This window comes from Pseudomonas sp. USTB-Z, assembly GCF_019691255.1.
GTDB classification, from domain to species: domain Bacteria; phylum Pseudomonadota; class Gammaproteobacteria; order Pseudomonadales; family Pseudomonadaceae; genus Aquipseudomonas; species Aquipseudomonas alloputida.
Genome location: NZ_JAECZP010000029.1, coordinates 20,500 through 39,664 on the forward strand (window position 1 = coordinate 20,500; position 19,165 = coordinate 39,664).

The window sequence follows — 19,165 nt, forward strand, 5'->3', positions numbered from 1 at the left end:
CGCAACTTGTGCCGGCCTCCGCGACTTTAGCCGCGAAGAGGCCGGTACAGGCAACCCATCATCAAGCCGGCTGTTGAGTCCTCAGCTTCTCACTACGCCCACGCAACCATTCCAGGGTCAGCAGCAACAACACCGAGAACGCAATCAGCAAGGTCGCCGCCGCGGCAATGGTCGGGCTCAGGTTCTCGCGAATACCACTGAACATCTGCCGCGGCAGAGTTGCCTGTTCCGGTCCGGCGAGGAACAGCGTCACCACCACCTCGTCAAACGAGGTGGCAAAGGCAAACAGGGCGCCAGAGATGACACCGGGCGCGATCAGCGGCAGGGTCACCCGGCGGAAAGCCAGCAGAGGCGAGGCTCCCAGGCTGGCCGCCGCACGCACCAGATTGTAGTTGAACCCCTGTAGCGTCGCCGACACGGTAATGATGACGAACGGCACACCCAGTACCGCATGCACCAGAATCAGCGAGGTGAAACTGTTGCCCATGCCCAGAGGGGCGAAGAACAGGTAACTGGCCACCCCGATGATCACTACCGGCACCACCATGGGCGAGATCACCAGCGCCATCACCAGCGACTTGCCGGGGAAATCGCCACGGGTCAGGCCGATGGCCGCCAACGTGCCGAACACCATGGCCAGCACCGTGGCCGCTGGGGCAACGATGATGCTGTTTTTCAACGCCCGCATCCATTCGGCCGAGCCGAAGAAGTCCTGATACCACTGCAGCGAGAAGCCCTGCAGCGGGTACACCAGGAAGCTGCCACTATTGAACGACAGCGGCACGATCACCAGCACTGGCAAGATCAGAAACAGCAGGATCAAGCCGCAGAGAATACGCAGGCTGTAGAACCAGACCCGCTCCACGGGCGACATGTATGGGCTCAGCATGACAGGCTCCTCAGCTCAGGCGCAGACGGCTGGCGCCGACCAGCCAGCTATAGATCAGGTACAACAGCACGGTCGCCAGCAGCAACAGCCCGCCCAGTGCGGTGGCCATGCCCCAGTTGATGCTGGTGTTGGTGTAGAAGGCGACGAAGTAGCTGACCATCTGGTCGTTGGGGCTACCCAGCAGCGCCGGGGTGATGTAGTAACCGATGGCCAGGATGAACACCAGCAGGCAACCGGCGCCAACACCGGCGTAAGTCTGCGGGAAGTACACCCGCCAGAAACTGGCGAACGGGTGGCAGCCCAGCGAGATCGCCGCACGCATGTAGCTCGGGGAAATACCCTTCATCACGCTGTACAGCGGCAGGATCATGAACGGCAGCAGGATGTGCACCATCGAGATGTAGACGCCTGTGCGGTTGAACACCAGCTCCAGCGGCTGGTCGATGATGCCCATGGCCATCAGCGCGCTGTTGATCAGCCCGCCCGACTGCAGCAGCACGATCCAGGCCGCCACCCGCACCAGGATCGATGTCCAGAAAGGCAACAGCACCAGAATCATCAGCAGGTTGCTCTGCCGGGTCGGCAGGTTGGCCAACAAGTAGGCCAGTGGGTAGGCCAGTACCAGGCAGATAGTGGTAATCACCACCCCCATCCACAGGGTACGGACAAAAATGTCCAGGTAAATGGCCTGGTCCGGGGTGGCCTTGGCCAGCTCACCAAGGTCATCGATGCGATGGTCCACCGAGGCCAACAGGTAGAAAGAAGTCACCGAACTGGTATTGCGGCGGATCGCCTGCCAATAAGCCGGGTCACCCCAACGCTCGTCGACAGCCTGCAACGCATCCTTATAAGAGGCAGGCTCAGCCTTGAAGGGCAGTGCACGGGCAGTCTTGGTCAACAAGCTGCGGTAACCGGCCAGTTCCATGTTCAAGCGTTTGGAAAGGTCACCAAGGGTCTGGTTCTTGCGCGACTCGGCCAAATCCTGGCTCAGCGCCTTGTAAACGTCCTCGCCTGGCAGGCTTTTGCCATCCCACTGGCTGATGACTTCCACCGTGCGCGGCAGGCCGCCGACCACTTCAGGGTTGCCGACGCTCTTGTACAGCAGCGCCGCAATCGGCACCAGGAACACCAGCAGAAGAAACAGCGCCAGCGGCGCGATCAACGCCTGCGCCTTCCAGCGGTTGACCCGCTCGGCGTGTTTGAGGCGCTGCTTGAGACTTGAACCCGCGCCTTCGTTGAGGGGCACTGCAATGGCCATGGCGAACTCCGCAATACAGGCTGAATTGGGGGCCGCTTTGCGGCCCCACACACTGGACGTTTACTTCTTCGCCGCCCAGGCGTTGAAGCGTTGCTCCAGCTGCTCGCTGTTGTCGGCCCAGAACGCCACGTCGATCTGCACCTGGTTGGCAATGTTCTCAGGCGTGGTCGGCATGTCTTTCTTCACTTCGTCCGACAGCAGGCTCACGGCCTTGGAGTTGGCCGGGCCATAGGCGATGTTTTCGGAGTAGATCTTCTGCTGCTCGGGCTTGACGCTGTAGGCGATGAACTTCTTCGCCTCTTCGACGTTTTTGGCGCCTTTAGGAATTGCCCATGCATCGAAGTCGTAGATGCCGCCGTTCCACACCACCTTGAGGTTGCTCTCTTTCTGCACAGCGGCAATACGGCCGTTGTAGGCAGAGCTCATGACCACGTCGCCAGAGGCCAGGAACTGCGGTGGCTGTGCACCCGCTTCCCACCACTGGATGCTGGGCTTGAGTTCGTCGAGTTTCTTGAAGGCGCGGTCCTGGCCTTCCTTGGTTGCGAGCACTTTGTAGACGTCCTTGGGCGCAACGCCGTCGGCCATCAGTGCAAATTCCATTGTGTACTTGGCGCCCTTGCGCAGGCCGCGCTTGCCCGGGAACTGCTTGGTGTCCCAGAAATCGGCCCAGCTGGTGGGGGCGGTCTTGAGCTTGTCGGCGTTGTAGGCCATGACCGTGGACCAGACGAAGAAGCCCACGCCGCAAGGCTGAATGGCACCAGGCACGTAGTCGGCCTCATTGCCGAACAGGGCTGGGTCGAGCTCTTCGAACATGCCCTCGTCGCAGCCGCGCGCCAGCTCTGGCGACTCAACCTCTACCAGGTTCCACGACACACTCTTGGTGTCGACCATCGCCTTGACCTTGGCCATTTCGCCGTTGTACTCACCCGCGACAATCTTGCCATTACCCGCTTTTTCCCAGGGTTCGTAGAACGCTTTGACCTGGGCAGCCTTGTTGGCGCCCCCGAACGAGATCACGGTGAGGTCTGCGGCCATGGCCTGGCCAGCGGTGAACAGCCCCAAAGCCAGGGCGGTCAGTTTCAACTGCTTGCGCATTATTATTCTCTCCACAGTACAGGGTTGGTGAAGCAATCCATCAATGGGCTTCGGCAATCGGATCGAGCGCGCGGGCGTGCTCCACCTCCCAGCCCAGCGGTACCACATCGCCCACGGCCAACGCCGGGTCGAGCTCGGCAATAGGCTGCTTCACGAAGAAGTCGCCTTTGCCGCAAACCTCCAGACGCACCCGCACGTGGTCGCCCAGGTAAATGAATTCGGCCACCCGGCCAGAGAACCGGTTCACGCAGCTTTCACTGTGGCCGTTCAGACGCACGCGCTCCGGGCGTATCGACAGGGTCACCGGCTCGCCGGCCTGGCCGACATTCACCGCCAGCGCCTCGACCCGCTCACCGCGAGGCAACTGCACCTGGCAACGTTTGCCATCGCTGGCCAGCAGGGTGCCGCTAATGCGGTTGTTCTCGCCGATGAAGTTGGCGACGAAGGTGTTGCAAGGCTCTTCGTACAGCGTGCGCGGGTCGGCGATCTGCTGGATTTCGCCCTGGTGGAACACCGCCACGCGGTCAGACATGGTCAGCGCTTCGCCCTGGTCGTGGGTCACGTACACCACGGTCACACCCAGGCGCTGGTGAATGTGCTTGATCTCCATCTGCATGTGTTCGCGCAGCTGCTTGTCGAGCGCGCCAAGTGGCTCGTCCATCAGCACCAGTTGCGGCTCGAACACCAATGCCCGGGCCAGCGCCACACGCTGCTGCTGGCCGCCAGACAGCTGGCCGGGGTAGCGTTTGGCGAAAGCGTCGAGCTGGACCATGTTCAGCACACGTTTGACCCGCTCGCTGATGTCGGTCTTGCTCAGGTTGCGCACGGTCAGCGGAAAGGCCAGGTTCTCAGCCACGGTCATGTGCGGAAACAGCGCGTAGTTCTGGAACACCATGCCGATATCACGCTTGTGCGGCGGCACGTTGTTGATCGAGCGGCCGCCAAGCTGGATTTCACCGGCGGTGGGGGTCTCGAAGCCCGCCAGCATCATCAGGCTGGTGGTCTTGCCCGAGCCGGACGGGCCAAGCAGGGTGAGGAACTCGCCCTTGCGGATATCCAGGTTGAGGTCTTTGACGATCAGCGACTCGCCGTCGTAGCTCTTCTGCACACCACGGAAGCTGACCAGCGTTTCGCCGGTTGCAGCGTTCGACTTCGCCTCGCTCATGCCTGCACCTTCTTGTTGGATGACTGCGTAGGCAAAAGAGTAGAAGAGACGCAAGCGCCCGAAAATCGGGGGTACTGAGAGAATGCCATCATCCGGATGGAAGATTTGTTGTAGGGATCGCCCTACAAGGATGGCGGGATTGGAATGCCCTTGCGAGCCAACCACGAAACCTGTGGGAGCGGGCATGCCCGCGAAGAGGCCGGCTCAGCCATAGAGATCAGCAGGCCAGGCCCGTTCGCGGGCATGCCCGCTCCCACAGAGGATTCGGGAAGTTTCGGGCACCCGTATGTCGCAATCAGACCAGCTTGTGCTCCATGGCGTACTTCACCAGCTCCGCCAGCGAGTTCACTTTCAACTTCTGCATCAGGCGTGCCTTGTGGGTGCTGATGGTCTTGCTCGACAGCGCCAACTGCTGGGCGATGTCGTTGACGTTGGCGCCTTGGGCCAGGCGCTCGAACACTGAAAACTCGCGCTCCGAGAGCAGTGTGTGCAACGGCCGGGATTCGGTGAGGCCTACTTCGAACACCATGCGGTCGGCCAGCGACGGGTCGATATAACGCCCGCCACCGGCCACCCGACGAATCGCTGTCAACAACAACGCCGGATCACTGTCTTTGGTGGCATAGCCCGCCGCACCGGCCTTCAGCGCCCGCGCCGCCATCTGTGCCTCATCGTGCATCGACAACATCAGGATCGCTGGAGCATCGTGCAGCGCACGGATACGCGGGATCGCCTCCAGGCCGTTCACACCCGGCATCGAGATATCCAGCAGTACCACCTCGCACGGTGTGTGGCGCAGGGTTTCGAGCAACTGCTCGCCATTACCGGCCTCCCCCGCCACTTGCATGTCCTTGGCCAGGCCAATCAACTGCTTGATGCCTTCACGGACAATGGTGTGGTCTTCGGCCACCAGTACTCGAATCACGATTGCTCTCCTACTCCAACGGAATGGCCACGCTCAGGCTGGTGCCTTCGCCCGGCTCGCTTTCCAGCGTCATGCTCCCCCCCAGCATCAGCACCCGCTCGCGCACACCCACCAGGCCAAATGAGGAGGGCCGGGTCTGCTCGCGGCAAAAGCCTTGGCCATCATCACTGACCGTCATGCGCAACTGTCCGCCCTCACGTACCAGCTCAATCTCTACGCTGTGCGCCTGGGCGTGACGCATCACATTGGTCAGCGCTTCCTGGAGGATACGAAACAGCCCGGTGGCCTTGGCATCACTCAATGCTGGCAGATTATCGGGTACTTGCACCAGACAGGGGATTTGCGTGCGTGCCTCGAAACGCCGCGCCTGCCATTCGATGGCCGAGGCAATGCCGGCATCGAGGATCGGCGGACGCAAGGCAGTGGCGACATCGCGTACCAACTGGAACAACTGGGCAATCAGGCGTTTCATGCTCGCCAGCCGATCATTCAGGCCAGGGTCCAGCTCGGCATAGGCCAGCTCGCACATCGACACTTCCAGCTTGAGCACGGTCAGCATCTGCCCCAGCTCATCATGCACTTCCCGGGCGATACGGGCTTTTTCCTCTTCACGCACGCTCTCCAGGTGGGCCGAGAGTTCGCGCAGCTGCTCCTGGGACTTTGCCAGCGCCAGCTCGGCCCGCTTGCCCTGTGTGATGTCCCAGACTACACCGTCCCACACCACCTGGCCGTTGCCCAGATGCCGGGCGCTGGCCTTGATATCGGCCCAGCGCTGTTCGCCCTGCCGGGTGAGGATGCGCCCCTGCCAGGACCAGTCCTGGTCGCTGGCCAGGGCCAGGTCCTGAACCCGGTGATAATCAGCACGGTCCTCGGGGTGCACCAGGTTGCGCAGGCCCATCTGCGGGTGCTGGATCTCGCTGGGTGCATAACCTACCAAAGCCTCGCTACCCTCACTGATATAGGGGAACTCCAGATCGCCCTCGGCCGGGTCACGTTCCAGGCGAAACACCAACCCTGGTACGTTGCCAGCAATGCCCTTGAGCCGCGCCTCGCTTTCGCGAAGGGCCGCCAGGGCACGGTGGCGTTCGGTGACATCGGCGAGGTAGACCACCAGATATTCGGAATCACGAAAGCGCAGAAAGCTCAGCGACAGCTCCACGGGTAGCAAGCTTTGATCAGCCCGCCGGCATTGCGTCTCAAACTGACCGACACCCCCCGCCCCTGTCCGCGCCCCCTTCCACAGCTCTAGCCAACGGTCCATGTTCAGGCTCGGCTCGAAGTCGCTCAGCGGCCGCTCCAGCAACGCCCCTTCGCTGTAGCCCAACATGCGCTCGGCGGCATGGTTGGCGTAACGCACATGGCTATCCCAGTTGACCCAGAGGATACCCACGGTGCTCTGATCGATGGCGAACTGGCTCAGGCGCAACGCCTCTTCGCGCACCTGGCGCTCAACAAGGCTTTCCCGCGCGGCCAACAGGCTGCGCTCCAGCTGGCGCTGCTGACGGCGTTGCCACACCAGCGTGGCCAAGGCACACAACAGCAACAGACCGAACAGCAAGGCCATGTTCTGCCAGAAGCCCGGCGACTCGCTCAGGCGCGGGTACTTCGGCTGCAACCAGCGTTGATGCAGTTGTTCCAGCTCCTTGGCCGGCACGGCCTGCAAGCCACGTTCAAGTACATCGGCCAGCAGCGGCCAGTCGCGCCGCGAACCGATACGCAACAGCTGCGGCAGGCCAATATCGCCGACCACCGCCAGCTCACCGAACTCGCTCTCGCGCGACAGGCGGCTGAGCTGCGCTTCATCCAGCACGGCGAAACTGGCCTGGCCGCCTACCACCAGTTGCAAGGCCTCACGATCGTCGGGCACCCCCTGCAGGTTGAGGTTGCCGTAGTTGCCGCGCAGGTAATCCGCCAGCGGGCTGGGCATGCGCACCGCCACGCGTTGCTCGGCTTCAAGCTTTTCCAGCTCCACGGCCATGGCCCCGGTGCGCGGCCCCACCACCAGCTGTGGCACGCGCATGTACGGGTCGCTAAATAGCCACAGGCGCAGGCTGGCCGGCGTCTGGGTAAGGCCAGGGGCGAAGTCGATTTCGCCGCTTTGCAGGGCATGTTCCAAACTGGCTTGGTCACTGAAGTTACGCCAGGTGAGGTCCAGCCGCAGCGCCTGCGCCAGGCTGTTCACCAGCTCCACATTGGCCCCGTACAGTTGCTGCAGACGCCGGTCGAACTGGGCGTAGGGCGCCTGCAACACCAAGCCGACACGCAGGCTGCGGTGGGTGTCCAGCCACTGCTGCTGGTCAGGCTCCAGCACCACAGAGGGCAGCGCCTCGGGCTTGGCCCAGGCAATCAAGGGCAGCCACAAGCAGCCGATAACCAACAGGCGACGCACTCGCTTCATCTATACGCTCGACTTGGCAAAGACGGTCATGCAGCATGGCCGTCACGGGCAAATACTATTAGGCTGCCGGTTTCATTCTGGCCTTGGGTTGACTCATGTCCACACTTTATCGCACGACGCTGGCAATGTGCTGCCTGGCCTCGGTCCTTCCACTCGGCGCCTTGGCCGCCGATGCCGAAAAACCACCTGCAAATACCATGGCACCGGCTGCCGAGGCCCCACGCCCACCCTTGCTGGAACGCAGCCAGGAGGATGCCCTGGCGCTGGAGCGGCTGCTGCCCAAGGCTGAGCAGCAGACCCTGCAGGCCGGTACCGACAGCTTCCTGGCCCTGTGGAAGCCGGCCAACGACAACGATCCGCAAGGGGCAGTGATCATTGTCCCCGGTGCAGGCGAAACGGCCGACTGGCCAAATGCAGTCGGCCCACTGCGGCAAAAATTCCCTGATATCGGCTGGCACAGCCTGAGCATCAGCCTGCCCGACCTGCTCGCAGACAGCCCGCAAGCACGGGTCGAAGCCACACCACCGGCAGCGCCTGCGCCAGAAAAAGGCGAAAGCGCACCGGTCAAGGACGTGCCGGCCGACGCCAACGCCAACGTGGCCCAAGCCACCGCGGCCGATGCCGACACAGCAGAAAGCACCGATGCCGAACAAGCCAGCGAGCAGGCCGACCCGGCAGATGCCGAACGCATCTTCGCCCGCCTGGATGCCGCCGTGGCGTTCGCCCAACAACACAATGCCCGCAGCATCGTACTGATCGGCCATGGTAGCGGTGCATATTGGGCGGCGCGCTACCTGAGCGAGAAACAGCCACCGCAGGTACAAAAACTGGTGATGGTCGCTGCACAGACCCCTGCACGGGTGGAGCAGGACCTGGAAAGCCTGGCCCCAACCTTGAAGGTACCCACGGCCGATATCTACTACGCCACCCGCAGCGCTGACCGCAACGCAGCCCAGCAACGGCTGCAGGCCAGCAAGCGGCAGAAGGATAGCCAGTACCGACAACTGTCATTGATTGCCATGCCAGCAAACAAAGCGGCGGAACAAGAGCAATTGTTCCGCCGGGTGCGGGGGTGGATGAGCCCTCAGGGCTGAGTTCGGCTTGATCCTTGTGGCGGGGCGTCAAAGGCCGCGCCGCTTGCGGATCATGGCATAGGCCTGGTGCAACTCACGGGTGCGCGCGGTCGCTTCACGTACCTGCGCCTCGCTGGCACCAGTACCTGCCAGCTTGTCCGGGTGATGCCGACTGACAAGCCGACGATACGCCTGCTTGACCTTATCGGTGTCGGTGTCTGCGTCCACCGCCAGCAAGCGCAACGCTGCCGCGTAGGTCATGGGCACGCTTTCTGCGCCCGTGGCCTTGCGCGGCTCGTACTCCAGCGACATGGCCTGCACCTGGCGTCGGCTCATGCCCAGCTTCTGCCCCCAGTCCAGCAGCAACTCACGCTCCTTGTTGCCCATCTTGCCGTCAGCCCACACCATGCGCCAACACGCCCGCAAGGTACCTTCCGCCGCGTGGGGCTGCTGACTGATGCGCCGCAGGTGCCCGCCAAGCCGGTCCTTGCCCGCCTTGCCACGGTTGAACGCATTGATGGCGCGCAGCCGGGCTGCCTCGGCCAGGTCCAGGCGCACCATCTCCTGACGCGCCTGCTGGATATGCTGCTCGGCTACCCGGCCATCGCACTTGGCCAAGCGCCCAAGCATCACGAACAACAACTCGTCGTCGCGTAATGCAGGGCGCCCACCCAGGCGTTCGCGCATGTCTTCCCAGCCTTGCAAGCGCAGCCGGCGGTCAATGGCCTGCCCAAGCAACGCACCGAGCAAGGCGCCCGGTATGCTCGCAACGGCAAAACCGGCACTCACACCAATCACCGTGCCTGGCCACCACATGTCAGGCGCGCTCGCCAATCAGAGACTCAGCCTCGGCCAGGCGTTCAAGCGTGCCAACATCCACCCAGTGCCCACGGTAGTGTTCGCCAGATACCTTGCCGGCCGCCATCGCCTGGCGCAGCAACGGTGCCAGCTTGAAGGCACCCGCCTGGCAACCTTCGAACAGCGCCGGGTGCAGCACCGAAATGCCGCTGAAGGTCAGCGTGCCTGGCGCGTCATCGCCGTCAACGACCTGCTCGCCCATCAGGCGGAAGTCACCGCGGCCGTGATGGCCAGGGTTGTCGACCAGCACCAGGTGAGCCAGGCCTTGCAGGGGAGCCTGCAGACGCGCGAAGTCGTAGTCGGTCCACACATCGCCATTCACCAGCAGGAACGGCGCATCACCCAACAAAGGCAAGGCCTTGAAGATGCCGCCGCCGGTTTCCAGCGGTTCACCTTCAGGTGAATAGCGGATGCTCAGGCCGAAGCGGCTACCGTCGCCCAGATGGTCCTCGATCTGCTGGCCAAGCCAGGCATGGTTGATCACCACTTCGGTCACGCCCGCTGCCGCCAGGGCGCGCAGGTGGTACTCGATCAGCGGCTGGCCGGCGACCGGGACCAACGGTTTTGGGGTGTGCAAGGTCAGCGGGCGCATACGCTCGCCCTTCCCCGCAGCCAGGATCATGGCCTTCATGCACGCGCTCCGGCCTGCAACTCGGCAATCAGCTCACCCAGCTCCGCCAATTCGGGCCGGCGACCGATCACTTCATTTATATAGGCGAAGAAACGCGGCACGTCGCCCAGGTAACGCGGCTTGCCGTCGCGGTGGCAGATACGGGCGAAGATACCGATCACCTTCAGGTGCCGCTGCACGCCCATCAGGTCACTGGCGCGGTGGAAGGCTTCGAACTCGGCGTGCACCGGGATGCCAGCCGCCTGCGCCTGCTGCCAGTAGTCGCTCAGCCAGCCTTCGACCCGCGCCTGCGGCCAGCTGACAAAGGCGTCCTTGAACAGGCAGGTAATGTCGTAGGTGACCGGGCCGTATACCGCATCCTGAAAGTCCAGCACACCAGGGTTGGGGGTGCTCTGCATCAGGTTGCGCGGCATGTAGTCACGGTGTACCAACACCTTGGGTTGCGCCAGGGCGCTGTCGATCAGCAACTGGCTGACGCGCTGCCAGGTGGCCTTCTGTGCATCGGTGAAGGTCAGGCCCAGCTCACGCCCCACGTACCATTCGGGGAACAGTTCCACTTCACGGCGCAGCAGGGCGTCGTCGTAGCTGGGCAGCGGCGCGTCCATCGGCAAACGCTGGAACTTCAGAAGGGCATCGATGGCGTCGGCGAACAGGCCATCGGCGTTGTCGGCATTGATGATGTCAAGGTATGTCTGAGTGCCCAGATCCCCAAGCAACAAAAAGCCGCGTTCCAGGTCCTGGGCGTGGATCAGCGGCACATGGACGTCAGCGCTGGCCAGCAGGTGGTCGATGGCGACGAACGGTCGGCAGTTTTCCTGCGGGGGGGGCGCATCCATGATCACGAAACTGTGGCCAGCGCCCTGCCAGCGGAAATAGCGGCGGAAGCTGGCGTCGCTGCTGGCAGCGGTCAAGCTGCCTGCAGGCACCTCGCCCCAGGCGTTGTCACGGAAAAGATCATTGAGCTGTTCATCGAGCCAGACCGTCAGTTGTTGCAGGCGTACATCGTGTTCAGGCATTGCAAGGGTCTCCGACGGCCCTAGCCGTCAAGCGGGTCATGCTTTATTATCCAGCATCTTTTTCAGACCATCGAGAGGCGTGCGGCCCCACACGCGGGCAGATGGCACGCAGGAAGCCCGGACTAATAAGATGGCATTGAAATCCCCCGCGTTTCGTAGAAAGTTTCCGTTGCTGGTAACCGGCGGTCTGCTGGCCCTGCAACCTCTGGCCACCTCATACGTAGTGGCAGCCGAACAGTTCGACTGCCAAGTGTCCGCCGCCGGTGGTTGGGACTGCAAGCCCAAAACCCCAGTCAACAACTTGCCACCGCGCCCGGTGCACGAAGGTGCAGCCGTCAGCTCCGGTACCGAAGCGGCGGGCGAAGCCGAAACTGCGGACCGGCCCGTGCTGGTTACCGAGGCCAAGGGCCGTGGTCTGAAGTCGCGCAGCGAAGACTACAGCCACCTGGACTGGGTTCCGCGTGAAAAGCTCACCGCCGCGCAGCTGGCTGAAACCGGCCCGTACTGCGGTGGCGCGTATATCGAGCCAACCCGCCCGGGCATGGCCGACACCACGCCGAAGGACGAGTCGCCAACCTACATCAATGCCAAGGTATCCAAGTACCAGCAGGAGCAGCAGGTCGCTACCCTCGCCGGTGACGTGGTGATGCGCCAGGGCAGCATGCAGGCCGAAGCCGACGAGGCCAACCTCTACCAGGCCGAAAACCGTGGCGAGCTCAAGGGCAACGTCAAGATCCGTGACAACGGTTCGCTGGTGGTCGGTGACGAGGCCCAGATCCAGCTCGACACTGGCGAAGCCCAGGTCGACAACGCCGAATACGTGATGCACAAGTCGCACATCCGCGGCAGTGCCCTGTACGCCAAGCGTGGCGAAAACGCCATCATCCGCCTTAAAGACGGTACGTACACCACCTGCGAACCGGGCAGCAACGCCTGGCAGCTGAAGGGCAACAACATCACCCTGAACCCGGCCACCGGTTTCGGTACTGCGACCAACGTTACGCTACGGGTCAAGGATTTCCCGGTGTTCTATACACCGTACATCTACTTCCCGATTGACGACCGTCGCCAGTCCGGTTTCCTGCCGCCGTCGTTCAGCACCAGCAGCGACACCGGCTTCATGCTGGTCACGCCGTACTACTTCAACCTGGCGCCTAACTACGACGCCACGTTGTACCCGCGTTACATGGCCAAGCGCGGCCTGCTGATGGAAGGCGAGTTCCGCTACCTGACACCTTCCAGCGAAGGCCAGTTCGGCGGCGCCTACCTGAACGACAAGAACGACGACCGCAAAGATCAGACGGATTACGAAGATCAGCGCTGGATGGTCAACTGGCAGCACAAGGGTGGCCTGGACGAACGCCTGATGACCGAGGTGGACTACACCGACATCAGCGACCCGTTCTACTTCCAGGACCTGGAATCTGACCAGATTGGCGTGGAAAGCCGCGACTTCCTGAATCAGCAGGGTGCATTGACCTACCGGGGCGATAGCTACACCGCACGGCTGAATGTACATGCCTACGAGGCGGCGACCATTTCGCAGATCACGCCTTATGATCGACTGCCGCAGATTACCCTCAATGGCGTACTGCCTTATCAGCCAGGGGGGTTGAACTTCGCTTACGAAACCGAGGCCGCGCGCTTCGAACGTGACTTGAAGAACGACACCGTGTTCGACAAGGACGGCAACCTGGACCTCACAGCGGGGCCCGATGGTCGTCGGCTTGACGAAAATATTCAAGGTATCGAGCGGGCCAACGGCACGCGCCTGAATGTCGCGCCGTCAATCAGCTATCCAATGACAGCCAGCTATGGGTTCCTCACACCCAAGCTGAAATATGCCTACACCCAGTACGATCTTGATCTGGACAGCAAAGGCAAAGCCGATGCAATCGCCTTGCAAACCGCCAATCCAGACGCGTACGGAAGCTACGACAGCTCTGTTAGCCGCGACGTGCCAATCTTCAGCGTCGACAGCGGCCTGTACTTCGACCGCAACACCTCGCTGTTTGGCAACAATTACCGTCAAACCCTCGAACCGCGCATGTTCTACCTCTATGTTCCGTACAAGGACCAGAAGGACATCCCGCTGTTCGATACCGGCGAAACCCTGTTCAGCTACGATTCGCTGTTCCGCGACAACCGCTTCAGCGGCACTGACCGTATCGGCGACGAAAACAAACTGTCGCTGGGCGTGACCACACGCTGGATCGAAGACAACGGCTTCGAGCGCCAGAACTTCAGCATCGGCCAGGCCTACTACTTCAAAGACCGCAAGGTCCAGCTGCCAGGCATCGACTACCGCACCCGCAAGGACGCGCAGTCCGATGTATCGCCATACGCTCTGGTGTACAACTACTACTTCAACCGCGACTGGCGCTTCAATTCGGACTTCAACTGGGACCCGGACAGCCGCAGCACCCGCTCGGGCAGCGCGATGTTCCACTACCAGCCTGAAGACAACCCGAACAAGATCGTCAACCTCGGTTATCGCTACCGTAACGACACCATTGCCTACGACTCGACCACGGGTACCTGGAAAGTGGGCGGCGGTGACTATGGCACCCCGGGCGATCCGAACTACATCAAGGATTACTACAAGATCCAGCAGCACGACTTCTCGGTCATCTGGCCGATCGTGCCGCAATGGAACGTTATCGCTCGCTGGCAGCATGACTACAACCGCAACCGCACCCTGGAAGCCATGGGTGGTTTCGAATACGACAACTGCTGCTGGAAGCTGCGCCTGATCAACCGTTACTGGATCGACTACGACGATTTCAGCCAGGCCCTTCCACAGAACGAAAAAGGCGACCACGGTGTCTTCCTTCAGATCGTCCTGAAAGGCCTCGGCGGCGTAGTTGGCAACAAGGTCGAGTCTTTCCTCGACCAAGGCATTCAAGGTTACCGTGAACGTGAAGACCAAGCTTATTGATCGTCTGCGCCCAGTGTTGCTGGGCGTCGCTTTGCTGAGTGGCGCGGTGCATGCCGCGGTGCAACCTCTTGATCGCGTGGTGGCTATCGTCGACAACGACGTGGTCATGCAAAGCCAGCTGGACCAGCGTGTCCATGAGGTCCAGCAAACCATCGCCAAGCGCGGCGGCGGCGTGCCGCCGACCAGCGCCCTGGAACAGCAGGTCCTGGAGCGCCTGATCGTCGAGAACCTGCAGCTGCAGATCGGCGAGCGCTCTGGCATCCGCATCACCGACGAAGAGCTGAACCAGGCCATTGGCACCATTGCCCAGCGCAATGGCATGTCGCTGGACCAGTTCCGCGCGGCGCTGGCCCGTGACGGCCTGTCGTTCGACGACGCTCGCGAGCAGGTCAAGCGCGAGATGATCATCAGCCGCGTGCGCCAACGCCGCGTTGCCGAACGCATTCAGGTGTCCGAGCAGGAAGTGAAGAACTTCCTGGCCTCGGACCTGGGCAAGATGCAGATGTCGGAAGAGTACCGCCTGGCCAACATCCTCATCCCGACCCCGGAAGCCGCCAACTCGGACGATATCCAGAAGGCTGCGCGCAAGGTCGGTGACGTTTACCAGCAACTGCGCCAGGGTGCTGACTTCGGCCAGATGGCGATTGCCAACTCGGCCAGCGAAAACGCCCTGGAAGGCGGCGAGATGGGCTGGCGTAAAGCCGGTCAGCTGCCACCCGACTTCGCCAAGATGCTCAGCAGCATGCCGGTGGGCGAAATTACCCAGCCTATTCGCATCCCCAACGGCTTCATCATCCTCAAGCTCGAGGAGAAGCGCGGCGGCAGCGAGAACGTTCTGCGTGACGAAGTGCATGTGCGCCACATCCTGATCAAGCCAAGCGAGATCCGCAGCGAGGCGGCCACCCAGCAGTTGGCCGAGCGTCTGTACGATCGGATCAAGAACGGCGAAGACTTCGGCGAACTGGCCAAGAGCTTCTCGGAAGACCCGGGTTCGGCACTCAACGGCGGCGACCTCAACTGGGTCGATCCGAACAGCCTGGTACCGGAGTTCCGTGAACAGATGGCCAATGCCCAGCAAGGCGTGGTGACCAAACCGTTCAAGACCCAGTACGGCTGGCACGTTCTGGAAGTGCTGGGCCGCCGCGCCACCGACAGCACCGAGCAGGCTCGCGAACAGCAGGCCCTGAGCGTACTGCGCAACCGTAAGTACGACGAAGAGCTGCAAACCTGGCTGCGCCAGATCCGCGACGAAGCCTACGTTGAAATCAAGCTGCCTGGCGCTGACCAGGCCGCCCAGTGAAGCCCCTGCGCTTCGCCGTCACCCCCGGCGAGCCGGCCGGCATAGGCCCCGACCTGTGCCTGCTGCTCGCCGCAGACGCCCAGCCCCACCCCCTGATCGCCATCACCAGCCGTGACCTGCTCGCCGAGCGGGCCACGCAGCTGGGGCTGGCCGTCAGCCTGCTGCCGGTAGCCCCGGGCCAATGGCCTGACCTCCCGGCACCCGCAGGTAGCCTGTACGTCTGGGATACCCCCTTGGCGGCTCCGGTGGTGCCAGGCCAGCTCGACAAGGCCAACGCAGCGTTCGTGCTGGAAACCCTGACCCGCGCTGGCCAAGGTTGCCTGGACGGCCACTTCGCCGGGATGATCACGGCCCCGGTTCACAAGGGTGTGATCAACGAAAGCGGTATCGCCTTTTCCGGGCATACCGAATTCCTTGCCGAACTGACCCGCACCGCACAAGTGGTAATGATGCTGGCCACCCGCGGCCTGCGCGTGGCCCTGGTGACCACGCACCTGCCACTGCGTGATGTTGCCGACGCTATCACTGCAGAGCGCGTTGAACGTGTAACCCGTATCCTGCATGCCGACATGCGCGACAAGTTCGGCATTGCCAACCCGCGTATCCTCGTGTGCGGCCTCAACCCGCACGCGGGCGAGGGCGGCCACCTGGGCCGCGAAGAAATCGACATCATCGAGCCGACCTTGGCCCGCCTGCGCACCGAAGGCATGGACCTGCGCGGGCCGCTGCCAGCCGATACCCTGTTTACCCCCAAATATCTGGAGCACTGCGATGCGGTGCTGGCGATGTACCACGACCAGGGCCTTCCCGTACTCAAGTACAAAGGCTTCGGCGCAGCAGTGAACGTGACCCTGGGCCTGCCAATCATCCGCACGTCGGTTGACCACGGCACCGCCCTGGACCTGGCCGGCACTGGCAAAGTCGACACCGGCAGCCTGCGCGTCGCACTGGAAACCGCCTACCAGATGGCCGAGAACCGACCATGAACGAGCAATACCAACACCGGGCGCGCAAGCGCTTCGGCCAGAACTTCCTGCACGACGCCGGTATCATCGACCGCATCCTGCGTGCCATCAACGCCAAGGCCGGCGAACACCTGCTGGAAATCGGCCCGGGCCAGGGCGCCCTGACCGAAGGCCTGCTGGGCAGTGGCGCACAGCTGGACGTGGTGGAGTTGGACAAAGACCTGGTGCCGATCCTGCAGCACAAGTTCGCTGATCGCAGCAACTTCCGCCTGCACCAGGGTGACGCCCTGAAGTTCGACTTCAACCAGCTGGGCGTGCCGCCGCGCAGCCTCAAGGTGGTTGGCAACCTGCCCTACAACATCTCCACCCCGCTGATCTTCCACCTGCTCAGCCACGCCGGGCTGATCCGCGACATGCATTTCATGCTGCAAAAGGAAGTGGTCGAGCGCATGGCCGCCGGCCCTGGCGGCGGTGACTGGGGGCGCTTGTCGATCATGGTGCAGTACCACTGCCGCGTGGAGCACCTGTTCAATGTCGGCCCTGGAGCCTTCAACCCACCCCCGAAAGTGGATTCGGCAATCGTCCGCCTGGTGCCGCACGAAGTGCTGCCGTTCCCGGCCAAGGACCACCTGCTGCTGGAGCGTGTCGTTCGCGAAGCGTTCAACCAGCGCCGCAAGACGCTGCGCAACACCATGAAAGGCCTGCTGGACAGCGCCGCCATCGAGGCTGCAGGCGTTGATGGCAGCCTGCGCCCTGAACAGCTCGACCTGGCAGCCTTCGTGCGCCTGGCAGACCAGCTGGCGGATCAGCAACAAGCCTGATTTAGCCTGTACCGGCCGCTTCGCGGGCCACAAGGGATCGCACAACCCTCAAATCCTGTGCGACCCCTTGTAGGAGCGGGTTTACCCGCGAAGCGGCCGGCACAGACAACACACCCCCCCAAGCCCGATCACCGCTGGCCCTCCCCCCTCCCAATGGCCTAGACTGCATTATTGCGTCAGTTCGCCCAAGGCCCTTGCATGTCCGACCCCCGCTATCAAATCGACGTCAGCGTCGTGACCCGCTACCTGAAAGAACAATCCGACCCCGAAAACAGTCGCTTCGCTTTCGCCTACACCATTACCGTGCAGAACAACGGCTCGCTCAGTGCCAAGTTGCTGTCGCGCCACTGGCTGATCACCAACGGTGACGGCGAGGTTGAGGAAGTACGCGGCGCCGGCGTGGTCGGCCAGCAACCCAACATCGACCCTGGTCAGAGCCACACTTACAGCAGTGGTGCCGTCATCAGCACCCGCGTTGGCACCATGCAGGGCAGCTACCAGATGTTCGCCGAAGACGGTAAGCGCTTCGACGCCGAGATTGCCCCCTTCCGGCTGGCAGTGCCCGGAGCGCTGCACTGATGGCCACCTACGCCGTCGGTGACCTGCAGGGCTGCCTGCAGCCACTCAAATGCCTGCTCGATCGCGTCAGTTTCAACCCCGCCGTCGACCGCCTGTGGCTGGTCGGCGACCTGGTCAACCGCGGCCCCGAGTCACTGGAAACCCTGCGCTTCCTGTACTCGATCCGTCATTCACTGGTCTGCGTGCTGGGCAACCATGACCTGCACCTGCTGGCCGCCTGGCACAACGTCGAGCGCCTCAAGAAAAGCGACACACTGCGCGAGATCATCGAAGCGCCGGACGCCGACCAGCTGTTCGACTGGCTGCGCCAGCAAAAGCTGCTGCATTACGACGAGCCTCGCGGCATCGCCCTGGTTCATGCCGGCATACCGCCACAATGGACCCTTGGCAAAGCCCTGGAGCTCGCTGCCGAGGTCGAGGAAGTGCTGCGTGACGACACCCGCCTGCAGCTGTACCTCGACGGCATGTATGGCAACGAGCCGAACAAGTGGAGCAAGAACCTCGCCGGCGTCGAACGTCTGCGGGTCATCACCAACTACTTCACCCGCATGCGCTTCTGCACGGCCGATGGCAAACTCGACCTCAAGAGCAAGGAAGGCCTGGGTAGCGCGCCCAAAGGCTACAAAGCCTGGTACGCGCACAAGGACCGCCGCTCACGCCACGTGAAGATCATCTTTGGCCATTGGGCCGCTCTGCAGGGTGAGGTCACCGAGCCCGACGTCATCGCCCTGGACACTGGCTGCGTATGGGGCGGCGCCATGACCCTGTACAACGTCGACAGCGGCGAATATCACCGCTGCGACTGCGCCGACGACGGCACCCTGCGCCAGCCGGCACAACCCACTACACTCAACGATCACACCTGAAGGAAGTAGTACCCATGAGCGAATTCAAGCGCATCCCTCCTGAGCAGGCCTTGGAGCTTCGCAAGAAAGAAGGTGCGGTCGTCGTCGACATTCGCGACCCACAGGCCTTCGCCGCCGGCCACATCACCGGCGCCCGGCACCTGGATAACCACTCGGTCGCCGATTTCATACGCAACGCCGACCTCGACGCGCCAACCCTGGTGGTCTGCTATCACGGCAATTCCAGCCAAAGTGCTGCCGCCTACCTGGTAGGCCAGGGTTTCTCAGACGTTTACAGCGTGGACGGCGGCTTCGAACTGTGGCGCGCGACCTACCCGGCCGAGACCGCCCAGGGCAACGCTGAATAATTTTTTATTTTCCCCTGCAGCCCGTGCCCCGCGCGGGCTTG

The 19,165-nt window shown here is 62.6% G+C and carries 17 protein-coding genes; 8 read left to right on the top strand and 9 right to left on the bottom strand.

Features of this window, described 5'->3' with window-relative positions:
* Positions 1-61: 61 nt before the first annotated feature.
* The 6 genes from I8746_RS24485 to I8746_RS24510 form a co-directional block, all read right to left on the bottom strand.
* Positions 62-889, bottom strand: a complete 828-nt coding sequence (locus tag I8746_RS24485; protein ID WP_003255542.1) for an ABC transporter permease — start codon at positions 887-889, stop codon at positions 62-64.
* A 10-nt stretch (positions 890-899) separates the two neighbouring features.
* Positions 900-2,147, bottom strand: coding sequence for an ABC transporter permease (locus tag I8746_RS24490; protein ID WP_011953311.1), 1,248 nt, complete (start codon positions 2,145-2,147; stop codon positions 900-902).
* A 60-nt stretch (positions 2,148-2,207) separates the two neighbouring features.
* Complete coding sequence (locus I8746_RS24495; RefSeq protein WP_010951750.1) at positions 2,208-3,242, bottom strand: ABC transporter substrate-binding protein; 1,035 nt, start codon at positions 3,240-3,242, stop codon at positions 2,208-2,210.
* Positions 3,243-3,282: 40 nt separating this feature from the next.
* Positions 3,283-4,407 carry an ABC transporter ATP-binding protein gene (locus I8746_RS24500; protein WP_003255547.1) on the bottom strand — a complete coding sequence of 375 codons (1,125 nt, stop codon included), beginning with the start codon at positions 4,405-4,407 and terminating at the stop codon, positions 3,283-3,285.
* 295 nt (positions 4,408-4,702) lie between these two features.
* Positions 4,703-5,335 (bottom strand): response regulator transcription factor, encoded by a 633-nt coding sequence (locus I8746_RS24505; protein ID WP_173401663.1) that lies wholly within the window; start codon positions 5,333-5,335, stop codon positions 4,703-4,705.
* A gap of 7 nt (positions 5,336-5,342) precedes the next feature.
* Positions 5,343-7,730, bottom strand: a complete 2,388-nt coding sequence (locus I8746_RS24510; protein WP_221101127.1) for a PAS domain S-box protein — start codon at positions 7,728-7,730, stop codon at positions 5,343-5,345.
* A gap of 95 nt (positions 7,731-7,825) precedes the next feature.
* Here I8746_RS24510 and I8746_RS24515 point away from each other — a divergent pair, with 95 nt between their 5' ends.
* Positions 7,826-8,824, top strand: a complete 999-nt coding sequence (locus tag I8746_RS24515) for an alpha/beta hydrolase family protein (RefSeq protein WP_011953310.1) — start codon at positions 7,826-7,828, stop codon at positions 8,822-8,824.
* A 27-nt stretch (positions 8,825-8,851) separates the two neighbouring features.
* Here the strand turns inward: I8746_RS24515 and I8746_RS24520 are convergent, their stop codons facing one another.
* The 3 genes from I8746_RS24520 to I8746_RS24530 are packed head-to-tail and all read right to left on the bottom strand — an operon-like array spanning position 8,852 to position 11,308.
* Entirely contained in the window at positions 8,852-9,619 is a 768-nt protein-coding gene (locus tag I8746_RS24520; protein ID WP_003255552.1) for a TerB family tellurite resistance protein, read from the bottom strand.
* A gap of 1 nt (position 9,620) precedes the next feature.
* Positions 9,621-10,292 (bottom strand): N-acetylmuramate alpha-1-phosphate uridylyltransferase MurU, encoded by a 672-nt coding sequence (murU, locus tag I8746_RS24525; RefSeq protein WP_014755130.1) that lies wholly within the window; start codon positions 10,290-10,292, stop codon positions 9,621-9,623.
* Positions 10,289-11,308: an aminoglycoside phosphotransferase family protein gene (locus tag I8746_RS24530; RefSeq protein ID WP_014755129.1), complete on the bottom strand. Its 1,020-nt coding sequence runs from the start codon at positions 11,306-11,308 to the stop codon at positions 10,289-10,291. Before I8746_RS24530 ends, murU begins: the two co-directional genes overlap by 4 nt.
* A 130-nt stretch (positions 11,309-11,438) precedes the next feature.
* Here I8746_RS24530 and I8746_RS24535 point away from each other — a divergent pair, with 130 nt between their 5' ends.
* The 7 genes from I8746_RS24535 (at position 11,439) to glpE (ending at position 19,124) form a co-directional block, all read left to right on the top strand.
* Positions 11,439-14,246, top strand: a complete 2,808-nt coding sequence (locus I8746_RS24535; protein WP_014755128.1) for an LPS-assembly protein LptD — start codon at positions 11,439-11,441, stop codon at positions 14,244-14,246.
* Entirely contained in the window at positions 14,227-15,546 is a 1,320-nt protein-coding gene (gene surA / locus I8746_RS24540; protein ID WP_011953306.1) for a peptidylprolyl isomerase SurA, read from the top strand. The genes I8746_RS24535 and surA overlap by 20 nt, the downstream gene beginning before the upstream one ends.
* Positions 15,543-16,532, top strand: coding sequence for a 4-hydroxythreonine-4-phosphate dehydrogenase PdxA (gene pdxA, locus I8746_RS24545; RefSeq protein ID WP_003255557.1), 990 nt, complete (start codon positions 15,543-15,545; stop codon positions 16,530-16,532). Before surA ends, pdxA begins: the two co-directional genes overlap by 4 nt.
* Positions 16,529-17,332: a 16S rRNA (adenine(1518)-N(6)/adenine(1519)-N(6))-dimethyltransferase RsmA gene (rsmA, locus tag I8746_RS24550; RefSeq protein ID WP_003255558.1), complete on the top strand. Its 804-nt coding sequence runs from the start codon at positions 16,529-16,531 to the stop codon at positions 17,330-17,332. The genes pdxA and rsmA overlap by 4 nt, the downstream gene beginning before the upstream one ends.
* A gap of 198 nt (positions 17,333-17,530) precedes the next feature.
* Entirely contained in the window at positions 17,531-17,911 is a 381-nt protein-coding gene (apaG, locus tag I8746_RS24555; protein ID WP_003255559.1) for a Co2+/Mg2+ efflux protein ApaG, read from the top strand.
* Positions 17,911-18,777, top strand: coding sequence for a symmetrical bis(5'-nucleosyl)-tetraphosphatase (locus I8746_RS24560; protein ID WP_004576191.1), 867 nt, complete (start codon positions 17,911-17,913; stop codon positions 18,775-18,777). The genes apaG and I8746_RS24560 overlap by 1 nt, the downstream gene beginning before the upstream one ends.
* A 14-nt stretch (positions 18,778-18,791) precedes the next feature.
* Positions 18,792-19,124 carry a thiosulfate sulfurtransferase GlpE gene (gene glpE / locus I8746_RS24565; RefSeq protein ID WP_010951742.1) on the top strand — a complete coding sequence of 111 codons (333 nt, stop codon included), beginning with the start codon at positions 18,792-18,794 and terminating at the stop codon, positions 19,122-19,124.
* Positions 19,125-19,165: the final 41 nt, after the last annotated feature.

Bases quoted from the DNA above. Each gene is read 5' to 3' on its own strand.
- I8746_RS24520 (WP_003255552.1), bottom strand. From the start codon at position 9,619: ATGTGGTGGCCAGGCACGGTGATTGGTGTGAGTGCCGGTTTTGCCGTT.
- murU (WP_014755130.1), bottom strand. From the start codon at position 10,292: ATGAAGGCCATGATCCTGGCTGCGGGGAAGGGCGAGCGTATGCGCCCG.
- rsmA (WP_003255558.1), top strand. From the start codon at position 16,529: ATGAACGAGCAATACCAACACCGGGCGCGCAAGCGCTTCGGCCAGAAC.
- I8746_RS24485 (WP_003255542.1), bottom strand. From the start codon at position 889: ATGCTGAGCCCATACATGTCGCCCGTGGAGCGGGTCTGGTTCTACAGC.
- I8746_RS24530 (WP_014755129.1), bottom strand. From the start codon at position 11,308: ATGCCTGAACACGATGTACGCCTGCAACAACTGACGGTCTGGCTCGAT.
- I8746_RS24560 (WP_004576191.1), top strand. From the start codon at position 17,911: ATGGCCACCTACGCCGTCGGTGACCTGCAGGGCTGCCTGCAGCCACTC.
- I8746_RS24515 (WP_011953310.1), top strand. From the start codon at position 7,826: ATGTCCACACTTTATCGCACGACGCTGGCAATGTGCTGCCTGGCCTCG.
- I8746_RS24535 (WP_014755128.1), top strand. From the start codon at position 11,439: ATGGCATTGAAATCCCCCGCGTTTCGTAGAAAGTTTCCGTTGCTGGTA.
- I8746_RS24500 (WP_003255547.1), bottom strand. From the start codon at position 4,407: ATGAGCGAGGCGAAGTCGAACGCTGCAACCGGCGAAACGCTGGTCAGC.
- I8746_RS24490 (WP_011953311.1), bottom strand. From the start codon at position 2,147: ATGGCCATTGCAGTGCCCCTCAACGAAGGCGCGGGTTCAAGTCTCAAG.
- glpE (WP_010951742.1), top strand. From the start codon at position 18,792: ATGAGCGAATTCAAGCGCATCCCTCCTGAGCAGGCCTTGGAGCTTCGC.
- I8746_RS24510 (WP_221101127.1), bottom strand. From the start codon at position 7,730: ATGAAGCGAGTGCGTCGCCTGTTGGTTATCGGCTGCTTGTGGCTGCCC.
- I8746_RS24495 (WP_010951750.1), bottom strand. From the start codon at position 3,242: ATGCGCAAGCAGTTGAAACTGACCGCCCTGGCTTTGGGGCTGTTCACC.
- apaG (WP_003255559.1), top strand. From the start codon at position 17,531: ATGTCCGACCCCCGCTATCAAATCGACGTCAGCGTCGTGACCCGCTAC.